Below are 25,921 nucleotides of genomic sequence, written 5' to 3' on the forward strand. Positions count from 1 at the left end.
CCTTTCTCACGCAGCGCTGCCAGCAGCGGCTCATCAAAATGCAGGCCAGCCGTCGGTGCGGCAACTGCGCCCGGCTTCTGGCTGTAAACCGTTTGATAAAGCTCGCGGTCGGCCTCTTCATCAGGACGATCGATATAGGGCGGCAGCGGCATATGACCAATCGCATTCAGAATATCCAGCACGCTGCGCGCATCATCGAATTCGATTTCAAACAGCGCATCGTGACGCGCGACCATGGTAGCGCGCACGCTTTCGTCATCGCCAAACAGCAGCTCGGCGCCTGGCTTCGGCGCCTTCGAGGCGCGAACGTGCGCCAGCACGCGTTTGTCATCCAGCATCCGCTCGACCAGCATTTCGATCTTACCGCCGCTGGCTTTGCGTCCGTAAACACGGGCCGGGATAACGCGGGTATTGTTAAACACCAGCAGATCGCCGGGGTTGAGCTTATCAAGCACATCGGTGAACACGCCGTGGCTTAACGCGCCATCCGGCCCGTTCAGCGACAGCAGCCGACATCCGCTGCGCTGAGGCTGCGGATAGTGGGCAATCAACGATTCAGGTAATTCAAAAGAAAAATCGGCAACGCGCATGCTAAATGTCTTAGGGCTAACAAACAGGCGGCATAGTCTAGCGGAAAAGCAGGAAATTCTGAACTGTTACCCGGCAACCATTCTGTTAGCGTATACTGCCGGAATGAACTTTCTTGCTCATCTTCATCTGGCCTCGCTGGCCAACAGCTCCCTGCCAGGCAACCTGCTGGCGGATTATGTGCGCGGCGATCCGCATCCGCACTGGCCTGCCGATATTGCGGCTGGCATCGCGCTGCATCGTCGCCTTGATGCCCTCACCGATTCTCTGCCGGAAGTGCTGAGCGCTAAACGTCTGTTTCGTAATGAAACGCGCCGCGTGGCACCGATTACGCTGGATGTCGTCTGGGATCATTTTTTATCGCGCCACTGGAATCGCCTCGCAGCCGAGCCTCTGCCGCAATTTCTGGCCTATGCGCAAAAGCAGATCGCGCCGGTACTGCCGCAGTCGCCGGAAGGCTTTCAGCGCCTTAACGGTTATTTGTGGCGCGAACGCTGGATGGAGCGTTATGCCGAAGCTGACTATCTACAACAGGTATTACGTGGCATGGCGGCGCGGCGTCCCCGGCTGGCGGCGCTGGCCGACTCCTGGCACGATTTTCACGACAATTACCCGGCGCTCGAAACTTTCTTCTGGCAGTTTTACCCGCAGTTAATGGCGCGCGCCGCCGCGCAGCAGCTCTAATGCTCACCCGGTAGCAGGCCAGTTTACGATACCGTTATGCCTCCCGCTTTGTTAGACTCCCCCGCTGCTTCAGCAGGCGCAGCGGCAGCGACTCACGCGCTTTTTGCGCGTTTCAGGCTGTTCCACGGGCGCTTTGCCTGGGCATTTCTTTATCAGGATTAGCACTATTCTCAGGGAGATATTATGCAGCACCAGATTCTTTTCTGGCTTCATCACTTTGATGTGCCTTACGCCACCCCGCTCTCGTTAGCGTTAGTGGTTGCGGTCATTTTAATCGTTTCGCTTATTGCCCATCTGTTACTCCACCGTGCCGTACTGCCGATGCTTAAGCGTCGCGCTTACGCCTCCAGTCACCAGTGGCCAAAATCGTTAATTGATAACCACCTTTTTAACCGCTTTGCTTTGCTGCTGCAGGGCGTCCTGCTGAATATCCAGACCGGCCTGTTTTTGCACAGCAGTGAACCGCTGTATGCTATTTTGCTGGTTATCTCGCAGGTATGGATGATGCTGTTCACGTTGCTGATGCTCTTTTCCCTGCTGGATATTTTGCTGGAGCTATCGGCCAACAGCGCCCTGTCGCGCCAGCTACCGCTGCGCGGAATTTTCCAGAGCATTAAGCTGGTGGCAGCGATTCTGTTCGCCATCATGATTATTTCGGTGCTGCTGGGTAAATCGCCGCTGGTGCTGATAACCGGCCTGGGCGCGATGACCGCCGTCCTGATGCTGGTGTTTAAAGATCCCATTCTCGGTCTGGTGGCGGGCATTCAGCTCTCGGCGAACGATATGCTGAAGCTGAATGACTGGCTGGATATGCCGAAATATGGCGCGGATGGCGCCGTGATCGATATTGGCCTGACGACGGTAAAAGTGCGTAACTGGGACAATACCATTACCACCATCCCTACCTATGCGCTGATTGCCGATTCATTTAAAAACTGGCGCGGCATGTCGGAATCGGGCGGACGCCGCATTAAGCGCAGCATTAATATTGATACCACCAGCATTCATTTCTTAAGTGAAGAAGAGTTGGCGCAGCTACAGCGCGCGCAGCTGTTAACACCTTATATTCAGCAGAAAACTGCCGAAGTCTCTGCCTATAACGCCCGCCTGGGCTGCGACCTGAACACGCCGCTGAACGGGCGTCATCTGACCAATATCGGTACCTTTCGCGCCTGGCTGGAAGCCTGGCTGAAAAGCCATCCGCAGATCCATCAGAATATGACGCTGATGGTGCGTCAACTGGCGCCGGGATCGGAAGGATTGCCGCTGGAAGTTTACGCCTTTACCAATACTACCGTCTGGCTGGAATATGAACGCATTCAGTCAGATATTTTTGATCATATTTATGCCGTCCTGCCCGCTTTCGGCCTGCGCGTGCATCAAACGCCGACCGGACACGATTTCCGTTTTCTTACGGTTAATACGGATAAATAAAGCGCCTCGTTAATCTATTTATCGCTTCTAATAATAACTGGCTCTGAAAATAAACTTATTTTCGGAGCCAAAAATAAAAAGAATTAACCTGAGGTTTATCTGCTTTTACTCATCACCAATTGGAAACTCTTCAGATAAAGCTTAGTCTTCCTCGGGCAATAACCTAAATCAAATTCACGGTGAGAAATAAAACCTTGTGGGTTTCACACCCGCATAATCTTGCGCCATTTATAAATTTCTCATCTTTTCAGGCTGATGAACTTTGGGACGGCTGTATGAATCATCAGGCAACAATAAAATGGCGGGCTGATATTGATGGCCTGCGCGCGCTGGCTATCCTGTTAGTGGTGTTTTTTCATGCGGGAATAGACTCTTTCAGCGGCGGGTTTATTGGCGTCGACGCTTTCTTCGTTGTGTCGGGTTTTCTTATCGGCGGCATCATTAATAAACAAATAAATAACGGCACCTTCAGTTTTAAAGATTTTTACATCCGCCGTATTCGGCGTATTGCTCCCGCGTTATTCTTTATGATGTTTGTCATCACCGCCCTTTGCTACCTTATTTTGTCACCGCTGGAGTTTCGCGATCTGACAAAATATGGCACTTTTGTTTTTCTCTCATTGCCTAACGTCGCGCTGCTGAAAGGCAGTGACTATTTTAGCGTTTCTGCCGATCTTAATCCGCTGTTAATGACCTGGTCGCTGGGCATCGAAGAGCAATTCTACTTTATCCTGCCCATCATTTTGCTGTTAGCCAGCCGTTTTAAATGGTCTGCCCGACGGGTTATTTGGCTGTTAACGTTGCTTTCGCTGTGCGCCAGTATTGTCCTGACGCCGTTAAATGTTAAAACCGCCTTCTATCTGCTGCATACACGCGCCTGGGAATTAGGCGCTGGCATACTGCTGGCGCTTTATCAGCCGCAACCGCTTAGCGGCAAAGGCGCGAATAGCCTGACGCTGGCAGGCCTGCTGTTATTATTATTGCCCGCCATAATGCTGGAAAAAGACGATGTTTTTCCCGGCTGGCTGGCGCTGCTTCCGGTGCTGGGCGCAGTACTGTTGCTTGCTGCGCGCGGCAGCCTTAGCCGCTGGCTGCTGGAAAATGCGCCGATGCGCTATATCGGTAAGATTTCCTATTCATGGTATTTATGGCACTGGCCGCTGTTGAGCATTACGCGCATCTGTAGCGATCATCCGCTTAGTGTGATGCAGGCGCTTAGCGTTTGCGTGCTGGCTTTTGGCATCGCCGCCGCCTCTTACCGCTGGGTAGAGCAACCTTTTCGCCAGCCGCGCGCCAGTTATCGGGGCGTCATCTCCGGCTACTGTCTGCTTTCCAGCGTCGCCGCCGTTGCATTTTTCTCTGCGTATCTGATGGGCGGACTGAAATACCGCATGAACGATTTGGTTAACAACGGCGAGAATTATAAAATTAATGTCCAGTCGAATCCTTGCCTGCTTGACTATGGCGCCAGCCAGCCTTCCACCAATAAGCTTTGTATACCCGACGCCAGCGAACCGGGCGTTGCACTATTGGGCGACAGTCATGCTTCCGCGCTGCGTAGCGCAGTGGCACAGTACGCGTTAAAAAACCATAAGCCACTGCTGCAGCTGACCAAAGCCTCCTGCCCTTTCCTGGCTGATGTGACGCGCGCCGTATCCGATCATCCTGAACATGCGCAGCAGTGCCAGCAGTTTAATGAAGCGGTAATGAAAATTGTGCTGAGCAGCAAGGTCGATGAAGTAGTTATTTCTGCCTACTGGGCTTCCGGTATCAGCCTGCTGCCTGGCTTTGGCTACCGCGATAGCGCAGGGAAAATCAGAGATAATTATCAGGCACTTAATTACGGCATGGAAAAAACTATCACCCGTCTACAGGCGGCCGGTAAGAAAATTACCATTGTGGAAGATGCGCCTAATCTGGATATCGATCCATTGCGGCTGCATAACAACCGCAATATTCCGCTACGTAAAGAGTTAAATCAGCTGCTCACACGCTGGAATGGCCTGCCCGCCATCGGTGAACGCACAATGTTGTTCCATCTTCCCGGCGATCGGATAGAAAAAACGCTGACCGCCTGGCGCGCCCACGGCGTCAGAGTCATTTCGGTAAAAGAGCAGCTTTGCTCCGTCAGCGGCTGTTTAATCTCAACCGGCAACCAGCCGGTCTATTATGACGCAAATCACCTGACCGAACTGGGCAGCACCGTTGCGCTGGGGAATAATCTGTAGCAACCATCATTGCCCATAAAAAAACCGCACTCTGACTCGTTGAGCATTCAACTTTAGGAGTGCGGTTCCAGTCACCGTGTTGTTATCGCCACATCAGCGGCGGCGCACCAGCTTATAGCCCGCCAGCAGCAATACAATCCAGACTGCGCCGACATAAAGCGAAACGCGAGTATCCGGGAAGTAACCAATCATGCCGATGATAAAGATCAGGAACAGCACGCCAAAGATGGCGGTCGCGCTGCCGCCCGGCAGGGCAAATTTCAGCGCCTGCGCCTGGGCTTTGGTGAGCTTACGACGGAAGGCAATCTGCGAGCAGAGGATCATAATCCATACCCAGACGGTAGCGAAAGTCGCCAGCGAAGCGATTACCAGGAACACTTTTTCCGGCATCAGATAGTTCAGGTAAACCGCAATCAGCATTGCCAGCATCATGACAACCACTGTCACCCACGGAATGCCGCGCTCGGAAACCTTCATAAACATCTTCGGCGCGTGACCCTGCTGCGCCATGCCATGCAGCATGCGGCCGACACCAAAGACGTCGCTGTTAATCGCCGATAGCGACGCGGTCAGCACTACAAAGTTCAGGATCGACGCGGCTGCCGCAATACCCAGATGCTGGAAAGTCAGCACGAAAGGACTGCCCTGCGTACCAACCTGGTTCCACGGATAGATGGACATGATGACGAACAGCGTACCGACATAAAACACCAGAATACGCCACGGCACCGAGTTAATAGCACGTGGAATCGATTTTTCCGGCTCTTCCGCTTCACCGGCGGTAATGCCGATAATTTCGATGCCGCCGTAGGCAAACATCACCATTTGCAGCGACAGCAGCATACCGACCACGCCATGCGCAAAGAAGCCGCCGTTGGTCCACAGATTATGAATGCCGGTTGGCTGACCGCCGTTGCCAATGCCCCAGATAATCATGCCGAGACCGGCAACGATCATAATGATAATGGTGGCGACCTTAAAGAAAGAGAACCAGAACTCCACTTCGCCGAAGACTTTAACGCTCATCAAATTGACGGCGCCAATCACCAGTACCACGCTCAATACCCAAATCCAGTGCGGCACATCGGGGAACCAGACGCCCATATAAATACCGAACGCGGTCACGTCGGCGATGGCGACAATCAGGATTTCAAAACAGTAGGTCCAGCCGGTGATATAGCCCGCCATGGGGCCAAGATAATCCTGCGCATAGCGTGAGAAAGAACTGGACTGCGGGTTGTTAACGGACATTTCGCCCAGCGCGCGCATAATAATGTAGGCCACAACGCCGCCGATAACATAGGCCAGCAATACGCTTGGACCGGCCATTTTTATCGCATCGGCAGAGCCGTAAAACAGCCCGGTACCAATTGCCGATCCCAGCGCCATAAAACGGATATGACGAGTACTCAATCCCCGTTTGAGCTTATTGGTTTCTTGCATAATGACATCTTACCTGTGGAAATGAAAAACCACGGGCAAGCCCGTGGTTAAACCGAATGTATCAGGTTTAATGATGCGCCCTGACTCGCTCTTGTCCCATCATGCGGTCGGCCAGCGCCGTAATAATCAGCATGACCAGCGAAGGCGGCAGCCAGGCAAGCCCCTGCTCCGCCAGCGGCAAGTGTTGGCTAAAGGCAGGCAGCACATCGTTAAAGCTGGAGCTTTTAATCGCGTCGATGATACCAAATACCAGGCTAACAAGCATGGTCGGCGCGATGATCCGCGAGCTTTTATTCCACCAGTTCAGGGTAAAACTCAGTACCACCAGCACAATGCAGGGCGGATAAATCGCCGTCAGCACCGGAATGGAGATCTGAATCAGATGGCTTAACCCCAGGTTAGAAACCACCATGGAGAACAGGCCGAGGATAAAGACCAGCGTTTTATAAGAGAACGGCAGATACTGCGCGAAAAATTCGGCGCAGGCGCAGGTCAGGCCAACCGCCGTCACCATACAGGCAATAAAAATCAGCGCGGCCAGGAAGAAGCTGCCCATTCCGCCAAAGGTATGTTGAACGTAAGCGTGCAGGATCGCCGCGCCGTTCGCATTCTGATCGGCCAGCGCGCCGCTGCCGGAGCCGAGTTTAAACAGGCTCAGGTAAACCAGCGTCAAACCTACGCCGGCGATCAGGCCCGCCATAATGGTGTAACGGGTCAGAAGTGGCGCATCATCAATGCCGCGCGAACGCGCTGCGTTAACGATAACGATGCCGAACACCAGCGCGCCCAGCGTATCCATCGTGAGATAGCCGTTAACGAAGCCGCTGGAAAACGCCGCATTCTGGTAGGCGTCGGTAGCCGGAATAGGCGCGCCCGCCGGCCACAGCAGCGCTGCCACGCCCAGGATCAGCAGCGCAACGATTTTCAGCGGCGCCAGAATGTGGCCCACGGTATCCAGCAGCTTGCCCGGATAGAGTGAAATGCCGATCACTAATGCGAAATAGATCAGGCTGTACACCAGCAGCGGCAGCGCGCCGTCGCCGGTCAGCGGCGCAATGCCGATTTCAAAAGAAACGGTGGCGGTACGCGGCGTGGCGAACAGCGGCCCGACGGCCAGATAGCAGACCGTAGCCAGCAGCAAGCCCGCCGCTTTGCCGATGGGCGTACTCAGCGCGTCAATACCGCCGCCGACGCGCGCCAGCGCAATAACGGTAATGACCGGCAGACCGACCGCGGTAACCAGGAACCCAAGCGCCGCCATCCAGACATGTTCGCCTGACTGCAAACCAACCATGGGAGGGAAGATGATATTACCTGCGCCGACAAACAGGGCAAATGTCATGAAGCCCAGCGCGATGATGTCTTTCGACGTTAAACGATGTGTCATAAAGCTGAATTGCCTGCTACTGATGTTGCGGTGGATGTGGTGTAAATGCTTATTGCATCCTCTCTGCGCAAAAATGCTGTCGGTTCAGGCAATTAGTTGAATTTTTGCTTGTTCCGAAGCGCAGGCGCAGTGATATGAGCTAATTTTGTTCTTTTCACAGAGGAAAACCGCGATAAGCGGCATAAGTAAAACGTTTATAGCGGTGAAAGGCAATACGGGATCGGAAAAGCAGAGTGATATAACGTATATATCCGCCAGAGCAGTGGATCACTTCAAAGTATGCTAAAAGCACCTTACATGATGTGACTTTTTTTTCACCAGCCCGGCGTTATTTTCTTCATTAAGACAGCAATAAATGTACAAAAGGCGCGTTTTTACGCGCCTGTCTGCACAATTTTACGTCAGTTACCAGACGTTTTTTGCAATATCCACTACCAGACGCAGCTTATCCCACTGCTGCGCCTCGCTCAGATTATTGCCCTCTTCGGTAGAGGCAAAGCCGCACTGCGGGCTGAGGCAAATCTGGTTAATGTCGATAAACTGCGTCGCTTCTTTAATGCGCGCTTTCACGCTTTCCGCCGTTTCCAGCTCGCCTTGTTTGGTGGTGATCAGCCCTAATACCACCTGCTGATGGCCCGGCTTGATAAAGCGCAGCGGTTCGAAGCCGCCGGAACGCTCGTTATCATACTCCAGGAAGAAAGCATCAATGTTCACGCCGCCAAACAGGATTTCAGCAACCGGCTCGTAGCCGCCTTCAGAAATCCAGGTAGAACGGAAGTTGCCGCGACAAACATGCAGCCCAACGGTAAGATCGGCTGGTTTGCCTTCCAGCGCTTTGTTCAACACGTATGCATAGGTTCGTGCCAGTTCTTCTGGATCGTCACCACGCTCGCGAATCTGACGCTTTTGATCGTCTGAGCAAAGGTAGGCCCAGACGGTATCGTCCAGCTGCAGATAGCGACAGCCTGCATCATAAAACGCTTTAATTGCATCGCGGTAGGTCAGTGCCAGATCGTTAAAATACTCTTTCAGATCGGGATAAACCTCGGCATCGATAACCTGGCGGCCACCGCGGAAATGCAGCACGCTGGGGCTGGGAATGGTCATTTTCGCTACGGCATCGCCGCTGATGCTGTTCAGGAAGCGAAAGTCTTCCAGCATCGGATGGTCACCGAAACCCAGCTTACCGGTGACGCGCACGCCGCGCGCTTTGGTCTGAATGCCGTTAAACTGAATGCCCTGCTCCGCCTCGTAGCGCTCCACGCCCTGCAAACCATCAAAGAAATCAAAGTGCCACCAGGCGCGGCGAAACTCGCCGTCAGTCACCACCTGCAAACCGCAGGCACGCTGCTGCTCTACCACATGGCGGATTTCTTCGTCTTCCACACGGCGCAGCGCGACGGCATCAATTTCCCCGGCGGCAAACTGTTCGCGGGCGCGCTTAATTGCCGCCGGACGTAAAAAGCTGCCAACCACGTCGGCACGGAAAGGGGCAGTTGTTCTTTGCATTGTTTTCAACTCCTGTAACGAGGCGATCCCGCCCCGCTGATTTACCGATGAAATAATTTCAGATCTGTACTTTTAAGACTTCTGGATGTCTAAATGTCTGAACGCAGACTCGCATGAGTTCTGCTCAGCAGCAAGGGAGGAAATTTCATGCGTGGTGAAAATTATTCATATTGAGAGAGGGAGCGGCCGGGACGTTTAGATTTTAACAATGGGCAAGGCCTCTTTTTGCGCCAGCAGATACATATTCTTTTTATCTGCTGGCTGTAGGGCCGAGTTGCCTGATAACGCAATAAACGGGATAAAAAGACTGCTATCGGCTAAACACCTGTGGCACACGTTTTGAAAATATAAAATAGGGTACCCATATCACTACGGTGATGATTGCGCCTGCCAGCAGCCTGATATCATCTTTTCCCAGCGGAATATGAAATAACTTTTGCGGCAGGAGGGTGAAATAAAGCGCACAGATAAGGTTGAACAGATAGAGCGTAATCATCACACTGCGCGTTTTCTTTTTACGTCTGAAGAAAAACCAGCAGGCCAGCAACGTTAATAATAGTCCCGCTAGGTAATGACTCCAACTTACTGATAGTGTTTTATGTTCAGATAATGCCCGATGACCTTGTCATGCAGCTCCACCGATTTTGAGAACGACAGTGACTTCCGTCCCAGCCTTGCCAGATGTTGTCTCAGATTCAGGTTATGTCGCTCAATGCGCTGAGTGTAACGCTTGCTGATAACGTGCAGCTTTCCCTTCAGGTGTGATTCGTACAGCGGCCAGCCATCCGTCATCCATACCACGACCTCAAAGGCCGACAGCAGGCTCAGAAGACGCTCCAGTGTGGCCAGAGTGCGTTCACCGAAGACGTGCGCCACAACCGTCCTCCGTATCCTGTCATACGCGTAAAACAGCCAGCGCTGACGTGATTTAGCACCGACGTAGCCCCACTGTTCGTCCATTTCAGCGCAGACAATCACATCACTGCCCGGTTGTATGCGCGAGGTTACCGACTGCGGCCTGAGTTTTTTAAGTGACGTAAAACCGTGTTGAGGCCAACGCCCATAATGCGTGCACTGGCGCGACATCCGACGCCATTCATGGCCATATCAATGATTTTCTGGTGCGTACCGGGCTGAGAGGCGGTGTAAGTGAACTGTAGTTGCCATGTTTTACGGCAATGAGAGCAGAGATAGCGCTGATGTCCGGCAGTGCTTTTGCCGTTACGCACCACGCCTTCAGTAGCGGAGCAGGAAGGACATCTGATGGAAATGGAAGCCACGCAAGCACCTTAAAATCACCATCATACACTAAATCAGTAAGTTGGCAGCATTACCCACGCCTTTATCCAGATGTTTTTCCGCAACAAATTGCAAGCCGGTGCCGCCGCGCGCAGTAAATAATCCAGAGAATTAGTTTCCGTACGCCAACCAATCTTTAGTAAAAAGCCAGACCCTTTACAAAAACCTTTTTTATTAACGGTGAATTTTTCTCTCTGCTTACTGTTATTAAGTCAAATTATTGGCAACCGCATTATTAATAACGCCACCATCCAGATCTATTGAAACAGCTTATTTTGCAGGTTATTGAGCCGCTTTCCTGAAAATCCAAAATCAGAAATTGCTTTGATAGTCAGGCCACGCCTCGATTACCCCGCATAACAACGACGCGCTGTTTGCATCTTTTGGGCAAATAGTGCAAGCCCTACCAACCCAGCAGTCTCTTCGCTTGTGCAATTTGCTCATCGGAGAGCGGCAAATAACCCGCCTGGCTGACCAATGCCTGTCCTTCCGGTGATAACACCTGACGCAAAAAAGCAGCGGTCAGCGGCTCCGGCGCTTTGCCCGGTGGTTTATTGATATAGATATAGAGCGGGCGCGCATAGGGATAACGGCCGCTGCGAATGGTAGCAGCATCGGGCGTTACCGCCTCGCCCTCTTTCGCCAGCGCCAGCATTTTGACGCCGCTGATATGAAAGCCAAAGCTGGCGTAGCCAATGGCGTTAAGATTATTGGCTACCGCCTGCACTACTGCCGCCGAGCCGGGATACTCGCCGACGTCACGACGAAAATCGCCGCTGCACAGCGCCTGCTGTTTGAAATATCCCCAGGTACCGGAGGCGGAATTGCGGCCCAGCCGCTGTAACGGACGTTCGCGCCAGCTGACCTGCTGTAAGCCTAAATCACCCCAGGTACGCGGCGAGCGGCCAGCGCCGCAGCGGCAGGTAACGGAAAACACCGCGTCCAGCTGCTGTGCGTTCAACTGCCTCAGCGGATTGTCCTGATTCACCACCACTACCAGCGCATCCAGCGCAACCGGCACCGCCAGCGGCGGATAGCCATAATGCTGCTGAAACAGCTGGCGCTCCGATGGCTGCATTGGCCGGCTCATGGCGCCCAACTGTGCAGCACCTGCCGCCAGCGCCGTCGGCGCGGTGGAAGATCCCGCCGCCTGCACCTGCACATTAACGCCCGGATACTGGCGGTTAAAGCTTTCGCCCCACAGCGCCATCAGGTTACCCAGCGTATCAGAGCCAACGCTGCTGAGATTACCCGCCAGTATCGCTGGTTTCGCCTGCAGCGCGCCGGAAAACAGCAGCAGCACCGCGATGAATATTTTCATTCTTTGCATCCGTCAGATTTTACGCGTCGCATGTCCGGCAGAGGCTGGCTGACAATCAACCTTGTCGGCAGAATAAAGCTGAAGCAGGTCTCTTTATGCGGCTGACTGGTGATGCTGAGACGCGCGCCGTGATGGCCCAGCGCATGTTTCACAATCGCCAGCCCCAGCCCGCTGCCGCCGGTTGTGCGCGAGCGCGCCTTGTCCACCCGATAAAAACGTTCGGTCAGGCGCGGCAAATGCTCTGAGGCAATACCCGGCCCGTTATCCCGTACCGCAAACTGAGCGCCCTGTTTACAAAGCTGCCAGCTCACTTCGATACGGGTACCTTCCGGCGTATGGTTCACCGCGTTATAGACCAGATTAGAGATCGCGCTGCGCAACTGCTCTTCATTGCCGAATACCTTCAGCTGCGCATCGGTGTGAAAGACGATTTGATGCCGACCGTTACTCAGCGTTTCCGCCTCGCGTTCCAGCAGACGCAGCATCATTGGCACATCCACTTTTTCCGCCAGATCGATCGCCGGGGCCGCTTCAATACGCGACAGCGTCAGCAGCTGTTTGACCAGCCCGTCCATGCGCCGCGTCTGCTCCTGCATGGTTTGCAGCGCCTTTTCACGTGATTTTCCTTCCAGCACCGCGTCGCTCATCATCTCCAGATAGCCCTGTAAAACGGTGAGCGGCGTACGCAATTCATGACTGACGTTAGCGAAAAAGTTACGGCGCGCGCCTTCCAGCTGGTGCATTTGCGTCACGTCGCGCGCCACCAGCAGCCACTGTCCTTCGCTGTAAGGCATGACGCGGAATTCCATATGCAGCTGATTATTCATCACCAGCGTCAGGGGACGCGTGAAGTCCTGCTGGCGCAGATAGCGGGAAAATTCAGGATAGCGCAGCAGGTTAAGGATGTTCTGGCCGTTATCTTCCGGCCAGCGCAGGCCAAGATGCTGCTGCGCCAGGCCGTTACACCAGAAAATGGTGCCTTCGTCGGTCGTCAGCACCACCGCGTCAGGCAGGGATTCCGCGCCGCTGCGAAAGCGCTTGATCAGGTTTCCCAGTTCGCGGCGGCGGCGGCGATTGCGCAGCTGCATCTGGTACAGCCCGTAGAACAGCGGCTCCCAGCTCCAGCGGCCGGTGGGCGGCGTCATGGTGCGATCGGTCCACAGCCAGTGCGACAGCCGCAGCAAATTCCAGAAATGCCAGCCCAACAGCAGCAGCACGGCGCCCAGCAGAAACCACGGCAGTCCGCCGATCAGCAGACCGAGCAGCAGCGCAGGCAGGCAGACAAGCAGCAGTTCCAGTAACAATCTCTTCCAGGAGAGGCGTTCCAGCACGAGGCAGACTCCGATCAGTAACGAGCGGAGAAACGATACCCCGTTCCGCGTACGGTTTGTACCATTCGATCGTGTCCGGTCAGCTCCAGCGCCTTACGTAAACGACGAATATGAACGTCAACCGTGCGGTCTTCGACATAAACATTGGTGCCCCAGACGTTATTCAGCAGCTGTTCACGGCTGTAAACGCGCTCCGGGTGCGTCATAAAAAAGTGCAGCAGCTTGTATTCGGTCGGGCCCATTTCCAGCGGCGTGGTATCGGACATCACGCGATGCGACGAGGGATCGAGGCTCAGCCCCTGAATCTCAATCACATCTTCAACGGCCATCGGCGAAATACGGCGCATCACCGCTTTAATGCGCGCCACCAGCTCTTTCGGTGAAAAGGGTTTAGTAATGTAGTCATCGGCGCCCACTTCCAGGCCACGCACGCGATCTTCTTCTTCGCCACGCGCCGTCAGCATCATCACCGGAATATCGCGCGTCATCGCTTCGCGCTTAAGATGTTTTATAAACTGAATGCCGCTGCCGCCAGGCAGCATCCAGTCCAGCAGGATCAGGTCGGGCCAGGGCTCGATAAGCAGGTTAACGGCGCTGTCATAATCATCAGCCTCTATAGGTTGATAATCATTTTGTTCCAGCACGAAACATAACATTTCCCTGATGGGGGCTTCATCTTCGACAACCAGAATGCGCTTAGCCATTATTGCTCCTGCGAATGTGACTCTCTGTCACGGGGATTTGCGGCGTCATTATGCGTCAGTTTTATGACAGATTTATGAAAAATGCACGGGCTCCATTGCGCGGTGATAACGCTTTTGTGTAGCCATCAGAAGCGGTTTTCTGAAGGCCGCGCGCAGATGACGATCGATCCCGTTCCCTTTCACGGCGTAGCTCTGGTTATAATCGCCCCCGGCGTTCTGCTTTTAGCTGGGAGTTCTATGCGCATTATTCACACTTCAGACTGGCATCTGGGTCAGTTTTTTTATACCCGCAGCCGTGCCGCCGAGCATCAGGCTTTTTTTGACTGGCTGATTGCGCGTGTTGAAGAGCATCAGGTGGATGCAGTAATTGTCGCCGGGGATATTTTCGATACGGGCTCGCCGCCCAGTTACGCGCGCGAACTCTATAACAGCTTTGTCGTGAACCTGCATCGCACCGGCTGTCAGCTGATTGTGCTGGGCGGCAATCATGATTCGGTCGCCACGCTGAACGAATCGCGCGAGCTGCTGGCCTGCCTGAATACGCAGGTTATTGCCGCTGCCAGCGGTGAGCCAGAGGAGCAAGTACTTACCTTAACCAATCGTCAGGGCGAACCGGGCGCGATTTTATGCGCCATTCCGTTCCTGCGTCCGCGCGATATTATGCGCAGCCAGGCGGGCCAGTCCGGCGAACAAAAACAGCTGAGCCTGCTGAGTGCCATTACCCAACATTATCAACGCAGCTATCAGCACGCCCGTCAGCTCAGTCAGCAGGGCGACAACCCCTTACCGGTGATTGCCACCGGCCATTTGACTACCGTCGGCGTCAGCAAAAGCGAAGCGGTGCGCGATATTTATATCGGCACGCTCGATGCCTTTCCGGCGCAGGCCTTTCCTGAAGCGGACTATATCGCGCTCGGCCATATTCATCGTCCGCAGCGCATCGCCGGCAGCGAACATATTCGTTATAGCGGCTCGCCGCTGCCGCTCAGCTTCGACGAGCTGGGCAGCGAAAAAAGCGTCTTTCTGGTGAGCTTCGCCGACGGCAAACTGGCGCGCGTTGAGCCCTTGCCGGTGCCCTGCTTTCAGCCGATGCAAACCATTAAAGGCACGCTGGCAGAAATTGAACAGCAGTTGAAAACCTTTGCCGACGCCGAACCGGCGCGTCCAGTCTGGCTGGATATTGAGATCACCACCCAGGAGTATCTGCATAACATGCAGCAGCATATCCAGACGCTGACCGACGGCCTGCCGGTGGAAGTGCTGCTGATGCGCCGCAGCCGTGAATTACGTGAGCGGGCACTTGCTCGCCTGGAGAATGAGACGCTGAGCGAGCTAAAGGTGGAAGAGGTTTTCGAGCGGCGGCTGGAGCAGGAAGAAGAAACGGATGAGCGCCGCCTGCAGCGCGTGCGCCAGCTGTTCAGCGGCACGCTGGACGCGCTCTACCAGGGCGAGGAAAACCCGTCATGAAAATTTTGTCCCTGCGTTTTAAAAATATCAATTCGCTGAAGGGCGAATGGAAAATCGACTTTACCCGCGAACCTTTCGCCAGCAGCGGCCTGTTTGCCATTACCGGCCCCACCGGCGCCGGGAAAACCACCCTGCTCGACGCTATCTGTCTGGCGCTGTATCACGAAACCTCCCGGCTGGGAAAAATTTCCCAGTCGCAAAATGAGCTGATCAGCCGCGATACCGCCGAATGCCTGGCGGAAGTGGAATTTGAGGTGAAAGGCGAAGCCTGGCGCGCCTTCTGGAGCCAGAACCGGGCGCGTGGCGCGGTGGATGGCAACCTGCAGGCGCCGCGCGTGGAGCTGGCGCGCTGCGCCGATAACGTCATCGTTGCCGATAAGGTGAAAGATAAGCTGGAGATGATTGCTCAACTGACCGGCCTCGATTTTGCCCGCTTCACCAAATCGATGATGCTGTCGCAGGGGCAGTTCGCCGCCTTCCTGAACGCTGACGCCAACGATCGCGCTGAGCTGCTGGAGGAACTAACCGGCACCGAAATATACGGCCAGCTCTCGTCCCGTATCTATGAACAGCACAAGCAGGCGCGTATCGAGCTGGATCAGCTGCGTGCGCGCGCCGCTGGCATGTCACTGCTGGATGAAACGGCGCGTCAGGAGCTGGAAAACGCCTTAAGCGCGCTGGCGCAACAGGAACAGCAGCTGCATCAACAGCTCGCCACTACGCGTCAGCAGCAGCAGTGGCTTAGCCAGCAGCAGCGGCTGGAGCAGGAGAAACAGCAGGCGGCGCTGGCGCAGCAGCAGGCGGAAAGCAGCTGGCAGCAGGCGGAAGCGGATCGCCAGCGGCTGGCGCGCGCGGAACCGGCAGACAAACTACGCCCGCTCTGGCAACAGCGCCAACAGCTCCAGCAGGATCTGGTGCAGCTTCAACAGCAGGCCCAGCAGCTTACGGCCTCGATTCAACAGGCCAGTGAGCAATTACAAACCCTGCAAAACGCGCGTCAGCAGGCGGAACAGGCGAGTCAGCAGCTGAATGAGCAGTGGCGTCAGCAGGAAACGCTGATTAACGACCAGGTCATTCCCCTTGACCATCAGATCGCCTCGCTGACGCAGCAACTGACGCAGCAGCAGCAGGCGCTGGATGAGCGTTTGCTGGCGCAACAGCAGCGTCAGCAACGTCAGCAGCAGCTGAACCAGGAACATCAGACGCTGAGCGCTCAGCAGCAGCAGGAGCAGCAATGGCGCCGCGACAACGCACAGGTTGCCGGCTGGGGCGATCGGCTGGGCGGCTGGCGCGAACGCTTCCATCAGCAGCAGCTGCTGCTGGACAATCTGAGTGCGCTTCAGAACAAGCAACGGCAATATCAGCAACAGCACGATGAACAGCAGCAACAGCTGGATCGGCTGATCAAACAGGCCGCTCCGCTGGAAAGCGAGCTGGAACTTACGTGTCAGCAGGCAACACAAGCTGAGCAAGCACTTACTGCCCTTCAGCAACAGCAGCCGGAAAGCACCTTACTTCGGCAGCTGGAACAGCTCCAGCAACAGCGCTCGCTGCGCCAACAGCTACTGGTTTGTGCCTCGACGCTGCGCCCGCTGAGCCAGCGCCATCTTCAGCAGCACCAGGAACTTCAGGCGCTGGAGCAACAGATTGCTCAGCAAACGCAGCAGCTGGAACAGCAGCGCCAGGCATGGAAAGAGAAACATCAGCATCGCCTCGATCTGGAAAAGCTGCTACAGGCGGAACAGCGTATCGTCAGCCTTGAGCAGGAGCGGGCGCGTTTAATCGCCGGTGAACCCTGCCCACTGTGCGGCTCCACCGATCATCCGGCGGTGGAGCGCTACCAGGCGCTGACGCTGACGAAAAATCAGCAGCGCCTGGCAGAAATGCTTCAGCAGGAAGAGCAACTCAAAATGGCGGGCGTCAGCTGCGGCGAACAGCTGAAAGCGCTGCAGAATCAGCAGGCGCGACTCAGTCAGCAACAACTGACGCTAAATAACGAACTGACGCGCCTGCAGGATGAATGGCAAACCTTGCTGGCCGCCGCCAGCCTGACGTTGACGCTGGAAGATGAGGCGGGCCTCAGCACCTGGCTCGCTCAGCAGGAACAGCAGGAAAATGCGCTGCAACAGCAGCTTCAGCAGCTGGAACAGGCAGCGCGCCTTTACCAGCAGGCAAAAGAGGCGCAGGCAAACGCTCAGCAGCGCTGGCAACAGCAGTATCAGGCGCGACAGCTGGCGGAACAGCAGCTGCACTATCTTCAGCAGCAGCGGCAGGATGCGGAACAGCACCATCAGCAACAGCATCAGCAGTTGCAACAGCTTAATGAAGCGTTGACGCAGGAGCTGATGCAGCATCAGCTGACGCTGCCGGAACCGCAGGCGCAGCAGGCGTGGCTGGATACCTGCCAGAGCGCATGGCGGCGCTGGCAACAAAGTGAGCAAGTGCTTACCGATCTGGCGACGCGCCTCGCCGCCTGCGACAGCGCTTTGCGCAGCCTGAATGAGGAGCTGGCGCAGCTGGATCAACAGCGTCTTCAGGCCGAAGCGCAGGTGCAGCGACAGCAACAGCAGCTGAACGCATGGCGTCAGCAACGGCACAGCTTGCTGGGCGACAGCGTCATTGCCGAGGTGCGACAACAGTGGCAAGAGCGCCTGACGCAGGCGGAAAACCACCTCCGTGCGCAACAGCAGCGCTGGCAGCAAAGTCAGGACCAGCTAAATAATCTGACCGGACAGCATAATTCTCTGGCGCAACAGCTGGAGACCACGCAAAAGCGCTACGAGGAACGGATAACGCAGTTTACTCAGGCGCTGGCATTAAGTGATTTTAGTGATGAAGCGGCCTTTCTTGCCGCCCTGCTGGATGAGCAGACGGCCGCCGCGCTGCGCGATCGCTGTCAGCAACTGGAAACCCGTCGTCAGCAGGCGACGGCGCTGATGGAACAGGCGGAACAGCACCTGACGCAGCATCAGCTGGCACGCCCTACTGAATTGAACGTTACGCTACAGGCATTGGAAACGGCGCTGGAAAGCCAACAGCAGCAGCTTCATGCCATTGTCCGTCAGCAGGGGCAGCTGCGTCAGCAATTAGAAAGTGATGACGCGCAGCGCCAGCAGCAGCAGAGTTTGCTGCAGCGTATCGAAGATAATGCACAGCAGGTAGAGGACTGGGGCTACCTTAATCAGCTGATCGGCTCCAGCAGCGGCGATAAGTTCCGCCGTTTTGCCCAGGGGCTGACGCTCGATCACCTGGTATGGCTCGCTAATCAGCAGCTTAACCGGCTGCACGGTCGCTATCTGCTGCAACGTAAATCGAACGACACGCTGGAGTTGCAGGTGATGGATACCTGGCAGGCGGACGCGCAGCGCGATACCCGCACGCTGTCGGGCGGCGAGAGCTTCCTGGTCAGCCTGGCACTGGCGCTGGCGCTCTCCGATCTGGTGAGCCATAAAACCCGTATCGAATCGCTGTTTCTGGATGAAGGCTTCGGCACGCTGGATGCCGATACGCTGGATACCGCGCTGGATGCGTTGGATGCGCTGAACGCCAGCGGCAAAACCATCGGTGTTATCAGCCACGTCGAAGCGATGAAAGAGCGGATCCCGGTGCAGATTAAAGTGCGCAAGGTGAACGGCCTCGGCTACAGCCGCCTCGACCGGCTATTTTCAGTCTGATGCGCCTGTTTTCAGGGCAGCACGCATGTTAGGGTGCGCGACGAATACTTCGATGCTGGAAGGAAAATATATGTCGGTTTTACGCTTCGTCCCGGCGCTCGCGCTGTTGCTGCTGAGCGGTTGTCAACATTCGTCGCAGCCTTCGCCAACGCCTACCACTGATCCTGCCGTGCGCTGCACCGGCGCGGAACAGGCGCGCTGCGTCTGGATCAATACGATCCAGCAGCGCGTGATCGGTAATTTTGATCGGGCGGATCGCTATCGCGGCCAGCACTGCGACGTAATGATCGGTTACGATCCGCGCCGTGGCTATCAGGTGTTACGCACCGATGGCGATGAGGCGCTCTGCCTGAAGGCCTGGCAGGCGGTAAGCAGCGCCGATGCCTTACCGCCGCCGCCAGCCGGCGCGCCTCAGCAGATCATGGTGACGTTTCGTCCCCGCTAATCAGGCCAGCGGCCAGAGCCAGGCAGCGCCGCGCACGCCGCTGGAATCGCCGTGCTGCGCCTGCACAATCGGCGTTTCGCATTCACGGCCGAAAACCCGGGCTTAATTAAGGTCGGCAGCGTCTGATAAAGGCGCCCGACATTACTCATGCCGCCGCCCAGCACGATAATATCGGGATCGAGCAGATTGACGACCTGCGCCAGCGATTTCGCCAGCCGTAACTCGTAACGGCTCATCGCCAGTTCCGCCAGCGGATCCTGCTGCTCCAGCAGCGCGACAATCTCCGCGCCGCGCAAACTTTTTCCGCTCAGACGTTGATAATCGATAGCGAAACCGGTTCCTGATACAAAGGTTTCGATACAGCCTTTTTGCCCGCAGTAACAGGGCACCTCTTCGCGATAGCGCAGCTCATCATCATCCATCCACGGCAGCGGATTATGTCCCCATTCGCCCGCGTTGCCGTTGCCGCCGGTATGGGTGGCGCCGTTAATAGCGATGCCCGCGCCGGAGCCGGTGCCGATAATGACCGCAAACACCAGCGCCTTGCCCGCCGCCGCGCCGTCTACCGCTTCGGAAACCGCCAGACAGTTGGCATCGTTGGCGATGCGCACCTCGCGATCCAGCAGGCGCGCCAGATCGTGATCCAGCGGCTGACCGTTCAGCCAGGTGGAGTTGGCGTTTTTCACCCGCTGGCTGAAAGGCGACAGCGTGCCGGGAATGCCGAGTCCAACGCTGCCCCGCTCGCCGGTTTTTTCTTCCGCCAGCCGAACCAGATCGACAATCGCCTGCAGCGTTTGTGGATAGTTGTCGCGCGGCGTCGGAACGCGATGGCGAAACAGCGTCTCGCCCGCATCAGAAAGCGCAATCACTTCCGTTTTAGTGCCGCCTAAATCAATACCAATGCGCACAGGTTACTCCTCATTTTTTATCGGGATGGCAGTTACATTAGAAGCCAGTAACAGGAAAGGCAATGACCCGCCGACGATGTTTCGCTATCATGCGCGCTCCGTTTATGACCTGTGCAGTTGATGCACATCCGGCAAAGGAAAACCCTATGTTGTGGTTTAAAAATTTGATGATTTATCGTCTGAATCGTGACATTCCGCTGTCCGCAGACGACCTGGAAAAACAACTCGCTGCGTTTTCCTTTTCCCCGTGCGGCAGTCAGGATATGGCGAAAACCGGCTGGGTTTCGCCGATGGGTTCCCGTAGCGAAGCCCTGACTCACGTCAATAACGGACAGATCCTGATTTGCGCCCGTAAAGAAGAGAAAATTCTGCCCGCGCCAGTTATCAAGCAGGCGCTGGAAGCCAAAATTGAGAAACTGGAAGCAGAGCAGCAGCGTAAGCTGAAAAAAACCGAAAAAGATTCGCTGAAGGATGAAGTGCTGCACAGTTTGCTGCCGCGCGCCTTTAGCCGCTTCAGCCAGACGTATCTGTGGATCGACAGCGTTAACAACCTGATTATGGTTGACTGCGCCAGCGCGAAAAAAGCGGAAGATACGCTGGCGCTGCTGCGCAAAAGTATCGGCTCGCTGCCGGTAGTGCCACTGACGCTGGAAAACCCCATCGAACTGACGCTGACTGAATGGGTGCGCTCCGGCGACTTGCCCGCCGGCTTTACGCTGATGGATGAGGCGGAGCTGAAAGCGATTCTGGAAGATGGCGGCGTGATCCGTTGTAAAAAGCAGGATCTGGTGTGCGATGAGATCGCCAACCATATCGAAGCCGGGAAACTGGTCACCAAGCTAGCGCTGGACTGGCAGGAGCGTATTCAGCTGATGCTGGCGGATGATGGTTCCGTAAAACGTCTGAAGTTTGCCGATACGCTACGCGAGCAAAACGATGACATCGATCGGGAAGACTTTGCGCAGCGTTTTGACGCTGACTTTATCCTGATGACCAGCGAACTGGCGGCATTAGTAAGTAATCTGACGGAAGCGCTGGGCGGCGAAGCGCAACGCTAAATGACAATGTGCGCCGCAGGCGGCGCACATAAATGATTAAAGGTAGCGGCAGAGATAAGAGGTCGGCTCGGCAACCTGCAAATGGAATTCGCTGTGACCGGGAACATGAAAAACGCCGCCCGCCTCATAAATTTTCCATTCGGTTTCGCCAGGCAGCAGCACGTTTAAAGCGCCGCTGACAACCGTCATCTCCTCTGCCTGACCGGTACTGAAGGCATATTCCCCTTCAGCCATCACGCCGACGCTGGCGCGTCCGGTACTGGCGCTGGTAAAACCGATCGACTTCACTTTCCCTTCAAAGTACTCGCTTACGTTCAGCATGCTGCATCCCCGAAACCAAAATGAGTGAAGAGGCAGTTTAGAGGCTAAGTGCGCGTTTTGTCACCTGAAATTGTCAGTTATACCAGCAGCTCAGCGGCCATTTTCGCCAGCAATACATTGGAAAGCAGTACCGGAATCCCCAACAGATTTTGTAAAAAATCCCGGTGCCGGTGGTGATAGCCGGGGCTATCCAGCACCACCACATCTGCGCCCTGCTCCTGCAACAGCAACCCCGCATCCAGCAGCTTTTCATTATCCTGATCGGGGCTGACAACGGCAAAACAGGCTGGCTGGCTCAGGTTGCGCCATTTACGCGCCTGCTGGCGTAGCGGCTCTTCGTTAGAAACGAGGATGCCGACCTGATGCCCTTCAACCATCGCGTTGACCAGCGGTGGCACCAGGCGATCCGGCTCCAGCAGCACCGCGCTGTGCGCCTGCAGATGGGTGAAGGAAGCGGAAGTTAGCAGCAAAATATTTTCCGCGCCGCGCGCTTCCAGTTGCCCGATCAGCTGCTGTAATCCCTGCTCAACTTTATCAAGGGAGAGCGCCATCTGGCGGTTGTCTGGAAAATGAACCATCACCGTCGGTTCATCGTCCTGAGCGGCATACTTTTCTGAAATTTCCGTGGTGGACAGCCCATCCAGCAGGCTGACATGAAAGATTTGTTCTTCAGGCAGATACTCCAGCAGTAGTGGCGTTATATCGCTGTGCGGCGAATGGACTATCGTCAATGTTACCAGTGTTTGTTTCATAATAACTTCTTCAAAAATCATAAAAAATCACTCTGGTCATCGTAATAAAATGCCAGCGCTGAAGAGGTCGGCCTTTACTGCATCATTTTATTGATGGCTTACGTAGGCCAGACTGCGGCGATATTTTCTGCGCCGCTGTTTTTAATTTTTCTGACGGTAAAACAACTTTTTTATAAGGGTTAATTGAGGTTAGCGGGATCAATAGCGTTTGCAAATCTGCGTTAACGAACACGTTTAAAGCGCTATTTTCCTTTATTAACGTGATAATAATTTAAAGCAACACATTATTATTTTTTCACTACCTTAATCATCACGGCAATATCATCCTAACGTAGCTAATGGTTAAAAACCACGCATGTATCCGGCGATTAGATCCTGATTAATGCGTTATTTCTGACCTTTACAAATAACATAATTCATTAGCCAGAAGGTAAAAGCCAGGCTATTCCTTTCGTCACGCTTATGTAAACCTGTTCTGCGCCTGCGCCTGAACCCGCCCAAGAGCCACAGGTGAGCAGGTTATGCGTCCTCAGCTTTAGTAAAGGAATAAGCAACAACGCGCACATCAACCGAAAGAAAAAAATAAAATTCATGCCCCGCTGCGTCAAGAGAAAATCGTTTTTGCGCGTTATCTCTCAGACAGAAAATTAAGGATCGCTCCCGGCGGATATTTTATTGGCAGGCTTAACGAAATGCCGGAAAGGAATAGACAGGGTAAATAATGTAGCAGGATTCATTGAGTTAACTGATTAACGGCTTTTTAAATCAGAATATTCTTTTACTGTTCAGTTTACAGGCATCCTTGCCCGCTTCGCTTACTCTTTATCGCTATTTTCGTAGCGCTCTTTTGCATCCAGCGCTTCCTGTTCGCTTTCATGCTCGCTAATCAATGAATTAGGCTTTGGATGGTCGGCCCGTAGTTCATAACTTGTTACGGCGCCTTTATCAACCGGAACAACCCGAGCTTCACGTGGATAAGGTGGTCTTGTCGGCATTGTCTCTTCCCTCTTATGGTGAAAGTATTTTCCGCTCCTCTCCGGCTTCTTGCTACGGAGAACGTTCGCTGATGCGCTCGTCTGCTTAGTATAGACAATCGCAACGACACGCTAACAAAATGGAAAAGAAAGGTAACAAAAACAGACGGGTTAAGACCGAGAAGGCGCGAAGCGCTAACTGGCGCGCGCCAGCGAAAGCGCGTCGAGGATCTGCGCCACAACTTGTTCGGGCGCCTGCATCGCATCAATAATATGATGCGCGGTTTGCTGATACAGGCTGGCGCGCTCATCCAGAATTTCCGCCATCTCTTCGGTTATCGGGCGTCCGGTCAGCGTTGGCCGCTGCGCAGAATGCGGATAATGCGCCAGGCGCGCCGCCAGAATATGGGCGCTGGCCTGCAGCCAGATAACATGCCCGCGCTCGGCCATAAAGCGGCGATTGGTTTCTGCCAGCACCATGCCTCCGCCGGTAGCGATAACGGTTTCCGGCGCGGTAACAGCGAACAGTGCGTCGGTTTCTCGCTGCCGGAATCCCTCCCAGCCTTCAGCCGCTACAATATCTGCCACCGTTTGGCCGGTGCTGTGCTGCAGATAGTGATCCGTATCGCGGAAAGCATAGCCAAGCGCCTGCGCCAGCGGTTCGCCGACGGTGGTTTTCCCACAGCCACGCGCGCCGATCAGAAAAATAGGTAACGACATGACAGGCTTTCCTCCACTGTTACTGCGTTCTGGCGCAGTGGGCAAATGATTGACAGATGGCGGGCATCATACCGACAAAAAATATCTGGAGCCAGCTGTAACGTTGTTTTTACGCATCGGAAAAAAGTTTTACCACTTTGTCGCGCTGGCTAACCAAAAAGCCTTTTTGGGATCGTCGGGATTAAGGGGAAAGTGTCGGCAATATTTACTTACGCTGTGCTGATTTACTTTCGCCACAGAGCGACCAGAATAAAAAGATAACGCTTGTTTACGGAGGGTTCCATGCAGAGCGAAGAGCAACGTCTGATAGAGAGTCTTTTTAGCCGCCTGAAACAGGCTGAAAACCAGTCAGCGCCGCGCGATGCCGCCGCTGAGCGCCTGATCGAGCAACAGCTGCGTCAGCAGCCGGCCGCGCCTTATTATATGGCGCAGGCGATTCTGATTCAGGAAGCGGCGATGAAAAAACTTAGCGCTCAGGTGAGCGAGCTGGAAAACCGGCTGGCCCAGGCGCAGCAGCAGTCGCAACGCCAAAGCAGCGGCGGCTTTCTTTCCAGCCTGTTTGGCGGCGGCGGACAGCGTCAGCCTGCACAACAGCAACCGGCATGGAATAACGCGCCGCAACAGCCTTACCAACAGCCCTATAACGCGCCACAGCAGCCTTACAGCGCACCGACCGCCGCGCGCGGTAGCGGATTCCTTGGCGGCGCGCTGCAAACCGCGGTAGGCGTAGCAGGCGGCGTGGTCATGGCAGATATGCTGACCAGCATGTTCCACCATTCTCAGCCGCAGGAGATCGTGAACATTATTAACGAGCCTGCCCTGCCGGATCCGCAACTGGATACCAGCCTGGACACCTTTAATAATGGCGACGATCGGGCGTTTTTGCAGGATGCCAGCTGGCAGCCGGATGATAACGCCGGGTTTGATAACGATTTCGGCAACGACGATTTCAACGACGACGACAGCTTTATTTAAACGTGACACGGGCCTGTTGTTTTTGGCAACAGGCCCGTTAGTTTGAACTGGCAAGCAGCCGAGGCTTTCCGGTACTCAATGTTCCACTTCAATTGCGCGTCAGTGAGCAGCTTAATCTTCACCGGCTGGCTTGCTCACCAAAGGTTAACCGCTAGCTTTATCCTTTCGATGTTTGCCGCAGCGCCCCTTCTATCATGCTGCACAAGCCGCTTCTGATCTATTCGGTCTATTCGGCAGCGGTACGTTTACGGCGCTGCTGCATCAACAGCCATTTATCCAGTTCGGCGGCAAATTGCTGACGATCCCGCTGATTAAGCGTTGCTGGCCCGCCGGTTTGCACACCGCTGGCGCGCAGCGTATCCATAAAATCGCGCATCGTCAGTCGTTCGCGAATCGTCGCTTCGCTGTAACGTTCGCCGCGCGGATTAAGCGCCGCCGCGCCTTTCGCCAGCACTTCAGCCGCCAGCGGAATATCGGCGGTAATGACTAAATCATCGGCGCTGACGCGCTGCACAATTTCATTGTCCGCCACATCAAACCCAGCGGCCACGCGCAACGTGCGAATAAAACGGGAAGGCGGTACGGAAAGCGGCTGATTAGCGACAAGGATCAGTTCTGTCTGGCTACGCTCGGCCGCCCGGTAAAGCACCTCTTTAATCACTTTTGGACACGCATCGGCATCCACCCAAATTGGCATCG

21 protein-coding genes and 1 pseudogene are annotated in these 25,921 nt (G+C 55.0%); 8 read left to right on the top strand and 14 right to left on the bottom strand.

Annotated features, from left to right (window positions below; genetic code table 11):
- The coding region (locus P3C52_RS01895; protein ID WP_275553541.1) for an S-adenosylmethionine:tRNA ribosyltransferase-isomerase at window positions 1–590 on the bottom strand (590 nt) is incomplete at its 3' end.
- Window positions 591–693: 103 nt separating this feature from the next.
- Here P3C52_RS01895 and P3C52_RS01900 point away from each other — a divergent pair.
- The 3 genes from P3C52_RS01900 (at window position 694) to P3C52_RS01910 (ending at window position 4,934) form a co-directional block, all read left to right on the top strand.
- Window positions 694–1,272, top strand: a complete 579-nt coding sequence (locus P3C52_RS01900) for an ACP phosphodiesterase (RefSeq protein ID WP_275553542.1) — start codon at window positions 694–696, stop codon at window positions 1,270–1,272.
- Between the two features lie 183 nt (window positions 1,273–1,455).
- The gene (locus P3C52_RS01905) at window positions 1,456–2,706 is read left to right on the top strand and encodes a mechanosensitive ion channel domain-containing protein (RefSeq protein WP_275553543.1); all 1,251 of its coding nucleotides are present in this window, start codon (window positions 1,456–1,458) and stop codon (window positions 2,704–2,706) included.
- A gap of 275 nt (window positions 2,707–2,981) precedes the next feature.
- Window positions 2,982–4,934 carry an acyltransferase family protein gene (locus P3C52_RS01910; RefSeq protein WP_275553544.1) on the top strand — a complete coding sequence of 651 codons (1,953 nt, stop codon included), beginning with the start codon at window positions 2,982–2,984 and terminating at the stop codon, window positions 4,932–4,934.
- A gap of 93 nt (window positions 4,935–5,027) precedes the next feature.
- On the opposite strand, the gene proY is transcribed toward P3C52_RS01910, so the two are convergent.
- From proY to phoB, 7 genes are all read right to left on the bottom strand, one after another.
- Window positions 5,028–6,377, bottom strand: a complete 1,350-nt coding sequence (gene proY, locus P3C52_RS01915; protein ID WP_275553545.1) for a proline-specific permease ProY — start codon at window positions 6,375–6,377, stop codon at window positions 5,028–5,030.
- A 67-nt stretch (window positions 6,378–6,444) separates the two neighbouring features.
- Window positions 6,445–7,764: a branched-chain amino acid transporter carrier protein BrnQ gene (gene brnQ / locus P3C52_RS01920; protein WP_275553546.1), complete on the bottom strand. Its 1,320-nt coding sequence runs from the start codon at window positions 7,762–7,764 to the stop codon at window positions 6,445–6,447.
- Between the two features lie 405 nt (window positions 7,765–8,169).
- On the bottom strand, window positions 8,170–9,273 hold the full coding sequence (locus tag P3C52_RS01925) for a cobalamin-independent methionine synthase II family protein (RefSeq protein WP_275553547.1): 1,104 nt from the start codon (window positions 9,271–9,273) through the stop codon (window positions 8,170–8,172).
- 582 nt (window positions 9,274–9,855) lie between these two features.
- Window positions 9,856–10,553 (bottom strand): IS1 family transposase gene (locus P3C52_RS01930; RefSeq protein WP_275553408.1). Its coding sequence is split into 2 segments (ribosomal slippage): window positions 9,856–10,304 and window positions 10,304–10,553, totalling 699 coding nucleotides; the frame shifts between segments, so codons are not numbered across the junction.
- Window positions 10,554–10,975: 422 nt separating this feature from the next.
- Window positions 10,976–11,893 carry a phosphate ABC transporter substrate-binding protein PstS family protein gene (locus tag P3C52_RS01935; RefSeq protein ID WP_275553548.1) on the bottom strand — a complete coding sequence of 306 codons (918 nt, stop codon included), beginning with the start codon at window positions 11,891–11,893 and terminating at the stop codon, window positions 10,976–10,978.
- Window positions 11,890–13,224: a phosphate regulon sensor histidine kinase PhoR gene (gene phoR, locus P3C52_RS01940; protein WP_275553549.1), complete on the bottom strand. Its 1,335-nt coding sequence runs from the start codon at window positions 13,222–13,224 to the stop codon at window positions 11,890–11,892. The genes P3C52_RS01935 and phoR overlap by 4 nt, the downstream gene beginning before the upstream one ends.
- Before the next feature lie 14 nt (window positions 13,225–13,238).
- Entirely contained in the window at window positions 13,239–13,928 is a 690-nt protein-coding gene (phoB, locus tag P3C52_RS01945) for a phosphate response regulator transcription factor PhoB (protein ID WP_085067747.1), read from the bottom strand.
- 237 nt (window positions 13,929–14,165) lie between these two features.
- On the opposite strand from phoB, the gene sbcD reads away from it, so the two are divergent.
- From sbcD to P3C52_RS01960, 3 genes are all read left to right on the top strand, one after another.
- Window positions 14,166–15,395 (top strand): exonuclease subunit SbcD, encoded by a 1,230-nt coding sequence (gene sbcD, locus P3C52_RS01950; protein ID WP_275553550.1) that lies wholly within the window; start codon window positions 14,166–14,168, stop codon window positions 15,393–15,395.
- On the top strand, window positions 15,392–19,069 hold the full coding sequence (locus P3C52_RS01955) for an AAA family ATPase (RefSeq protein ID WP_275553551.1): 3,678 nt from the start codon (window positions 15,392–15,394) through the stop codon (window positions 19,067–19,069). Before sbcD ends, P3C52_RS01955 begins: the two co-directional genes overlap by 4 nt.
- 70 nt (window positions 19,070–19,139) lie before the next feature.
- Window positions 19,140–19,514 carry a cell envelope integrity TolA C-terminal domain-containing protein gene (locus P3C52_RS01960; RefSeq protein WP_275553552.1) on the top strand — a complete coding sequence of 125 codons (375 nt, stop codon included), beginning with the start codon at window positions 19,140–19,142 and terminating at the stop codon, window positions 19,512–19,514.
- Here P3C52_RS01960 and mak read toward each other — a convergent pair.
- A pseudogene (gene mak, locus P3C52_RS01965) lies at window positions 19,515–20,422 on the bottom strand (fructokinase).
- Between the two features lie 146 nt (window positions 20,423–20,568).
- On the opposite strand from mak, the gene rdgC reads away from it, so the two are divergent.
- On the top strand, window positions 20,569–21,480 hold the full coding sequence (gene rdgC / locus P3C52_RS01970; RefSeq protein ID WP_275553553.1) for a recombination-associated protein RdgC: 912 nt from the start codon (window positions 20,569–20,571) through the stop codon (window positions 21,478–21,480).
- 36 nt (window positions 21,481–21,516) lie between these two features.
- Here rdgC and ppnP read toward each other — a convergent pair whose 3' ends face one another.
- The 4 genes from ppnP to aroL all read right to left on the bottom strand — a co-directional run bounded on the left by ppnP (window position 21,517) and on the right by aroL (window position 24,247).
- Complete coding sequence (ppnP, locus tag P3C52_RS01975; RefSeq protein ID WP_275553554.1) at window positions 21,517–21,801, bottom strand: pyrimidine/purine nucleoside phosphorylase; 285 nt, start codon at window positions 21,799–21,801, stop codon at window positions 21,517–21,519.
- Between the two features lie 77 nt (window positions 21,802–21,878).
- A complete protein-coding gene (locus P3C52_RS01980; protein WP_275553555.1) occupies window positions 21,879–22,553 on the bottom strand; it encodes an AroM family protein in 675 nt (224 codons plus the stop codon).
- 815 nt (window positions 22,554–23,368) lie between these two features.
- A complete protein-coding gene (locus P3C52_RS01985) occupies window positions 23,369–23,548 on the bottom strand; it encodes a YaiA family protein (protein ID WP_275553556.1) in 180 nt (59 codons plus the stop codon).
- A gap of 174 nt (window positions 23,549–23,722) precedes the next feature.
- A complete protein-coding gene (aroL, locus tag P3C52_RS01990) occupies window positions 23,723–24,247 on the bottom strand; it encodes a shikimate kinase AroL (protein WP_275553557.1) in 525 nt (174 codons plus the stop codon).
- A 282-nt stretch (window positions 24,248–24,529) separates the two neighbouring features.
- Here aroL and P3C52_RS01995 point away from each other — a divergent pair, with 282 nt between their 5' ends.
- Window positions 24,530–25,222: a DUF2076 domain-containing protein gene (locus P3C52_RS01995; protein WP_275553558.1), complete on the top strand. Its 693-nt coding sequence runs from the start codon at window positions 24,530–24,532 to the stop codon at window positions 25,220–25,222.
- 226 nt (window positions 25,223–25,448) lie between these two features.
- On the opposite strand, the gene P3C52_RS02000 is transcribed toward P3C52_RS01995, so the two are convergent.
- Window positions 25,449–25,919 carry a YaiI/YqxD family protein gene (locus P3C52_RS02000; protein WP_275553559.1) on the bottom strand — a complete coding sequence of 157 codons (471 nt, stop codon included), beginning with the start codon at window positions 25,917–25,919 and terminating at the stop codon, window positions 25,449–25,451.
- Window positions 25,920–25,921 lie beyond the last annotated feature (2 nt).

Origin of the sequence: Mixta sp. Marseille-Q2659, assembly GCF_940807255.1 — a bacterium.
In the GTDB taxonomy this organism is placed as follows: domain Bacteria; phylum Pseudomonadota; class Gammaproteobacteria; order Enterobacterales; family Enterobacteriaceae; genus Mixta.

Excerpts from the sequence above, each read along its gene's own strand:
- P3C52_RS01960 (WP_275553552.1), top strand. The coding sequence starts at position 19,140 with ATGTCGGTTTTACGCTTCGTCCCGGCGCTCGCGCTGTTGCTGCTGAGC.
- ppnP (WP_275553554.1), bottom strand. The coding sequence starts at position 21,801 with ATGCTGAACGTAAGCGAGTACTTTGAAGGGAAAGTGAAGTCGATCGGT.
- P3C52_RS01980 (WP_275553555.1), bottom strand. The coding sequence starts at position 22,553 with ATGAAACAAACACTGGTAACATTGACGATAGTCCATTCGCCGCACAGC.
- P3C52_RS01900 (WP_275553542.1), top strand. The coding sequence starts at position 694 with ATGAACTTTCTTGCTCATCTTCATCTGGCCTCGCTGGCCAACAGCTCC.
- P3C52_RS01935 (WP_275553548.1), bottom strand. The coding sequence starts at position 11,893 with ATGAAAATATTCATCGCGGTGCTGCTGCTGTTTTCCGGCGCGCTGCAG.
- rdgC (WP_275553553.1), top strand. The coding sequence starts at position 20,569 with ATGTTGTGGTTTAAAAATTTGATGATTTATCGTCTGAATCGTGACATT.
- P3C52_RS01985 (WP_275553556.1), bottom strand. The coding sequence starts at position 23,548 with ATGCCGACAAGACCACCTTATCCACGTGAAGCTCGGGTTGTTCCGGTT.
- aroL (WP_275553557.1), bottom strand. The coding sequence starts at position 24,247 with ATGTCGTTACCTATTTTTCTGATCGGCGCGCGTGGCTGTGGGAAAACC.
- brnQ (WP_275553546.1), bottom strand. The coding sequence starts at position 7,764 with ATGACACATCGTTTAACGTCGAAAGACATCATCGCGCTGGGCTTCATG.
- P3C52_RS01995 (WP_275553558.1), top strand. The coding sequence starts at position 24,530 with ATGCAGAGCGAAGAGCAACGTCTGATAGAGAGTCTTTTTAGCCGCCTG.
- phoB (WP_085067747.1), bottom strand. The coding sequence starts at position 13,928 with ATGGCTAAGCGCATTCTGGTTGTCGAAGATGAAGCCCCCATCAGGGAA.
- P3C52_RS01925 (WP_275553547.1), bottom strand. The coding sequence starts at position 9,273 with ATGCAAAGAACAACTGCCCCTTTCCGTGCCGACGTGGTTGGCAGCTTT.
- P3C52_RS01955 (WP_275553551.1), top strand. The coding sequence starts at position 15,392 with ATGAAAATTTTGTCCCTGCGTTTTAAAAATATCAATTCGCTGAAGGGC.
- P3C52_RS01910 (WP_275553544.1), top strand. The coding sequence starts at position 2,982 with ATGAATCATCAGGCAACAATAAAATGGCGGGCTGATATTGATGGCCTG.
- P3C52_RS02000 (WP_275553559.1), bottom strand. The coding sequence starts at position 25,919 with ATGCCAATTTGGGTGGATGCCGATGCGTGTCCAAAAGTGATTAAAGAG.
- proY (WP_275553545.1), bottom strand. The coding sequence starts at position 6,377 with ATGCAAGAAACCAATAAGCTCAAACGGGGATTGAGTACTCGTCATATC.
- sbcD (WP_275553550.1), top strand. The coding sequence starts at position 14,166 with ATGCGCATTATTCACACTTCAGACTGGCATCTGGGTCAGTTTTTTTAT.
- P3C52_RS01905 (WP_275553543.1), top strand. The coding sequence starts at position 1,456 with ATGCAGCACCAGATTCTTTTCTGGCTTCATCACTTTGATGTGCCTTAC.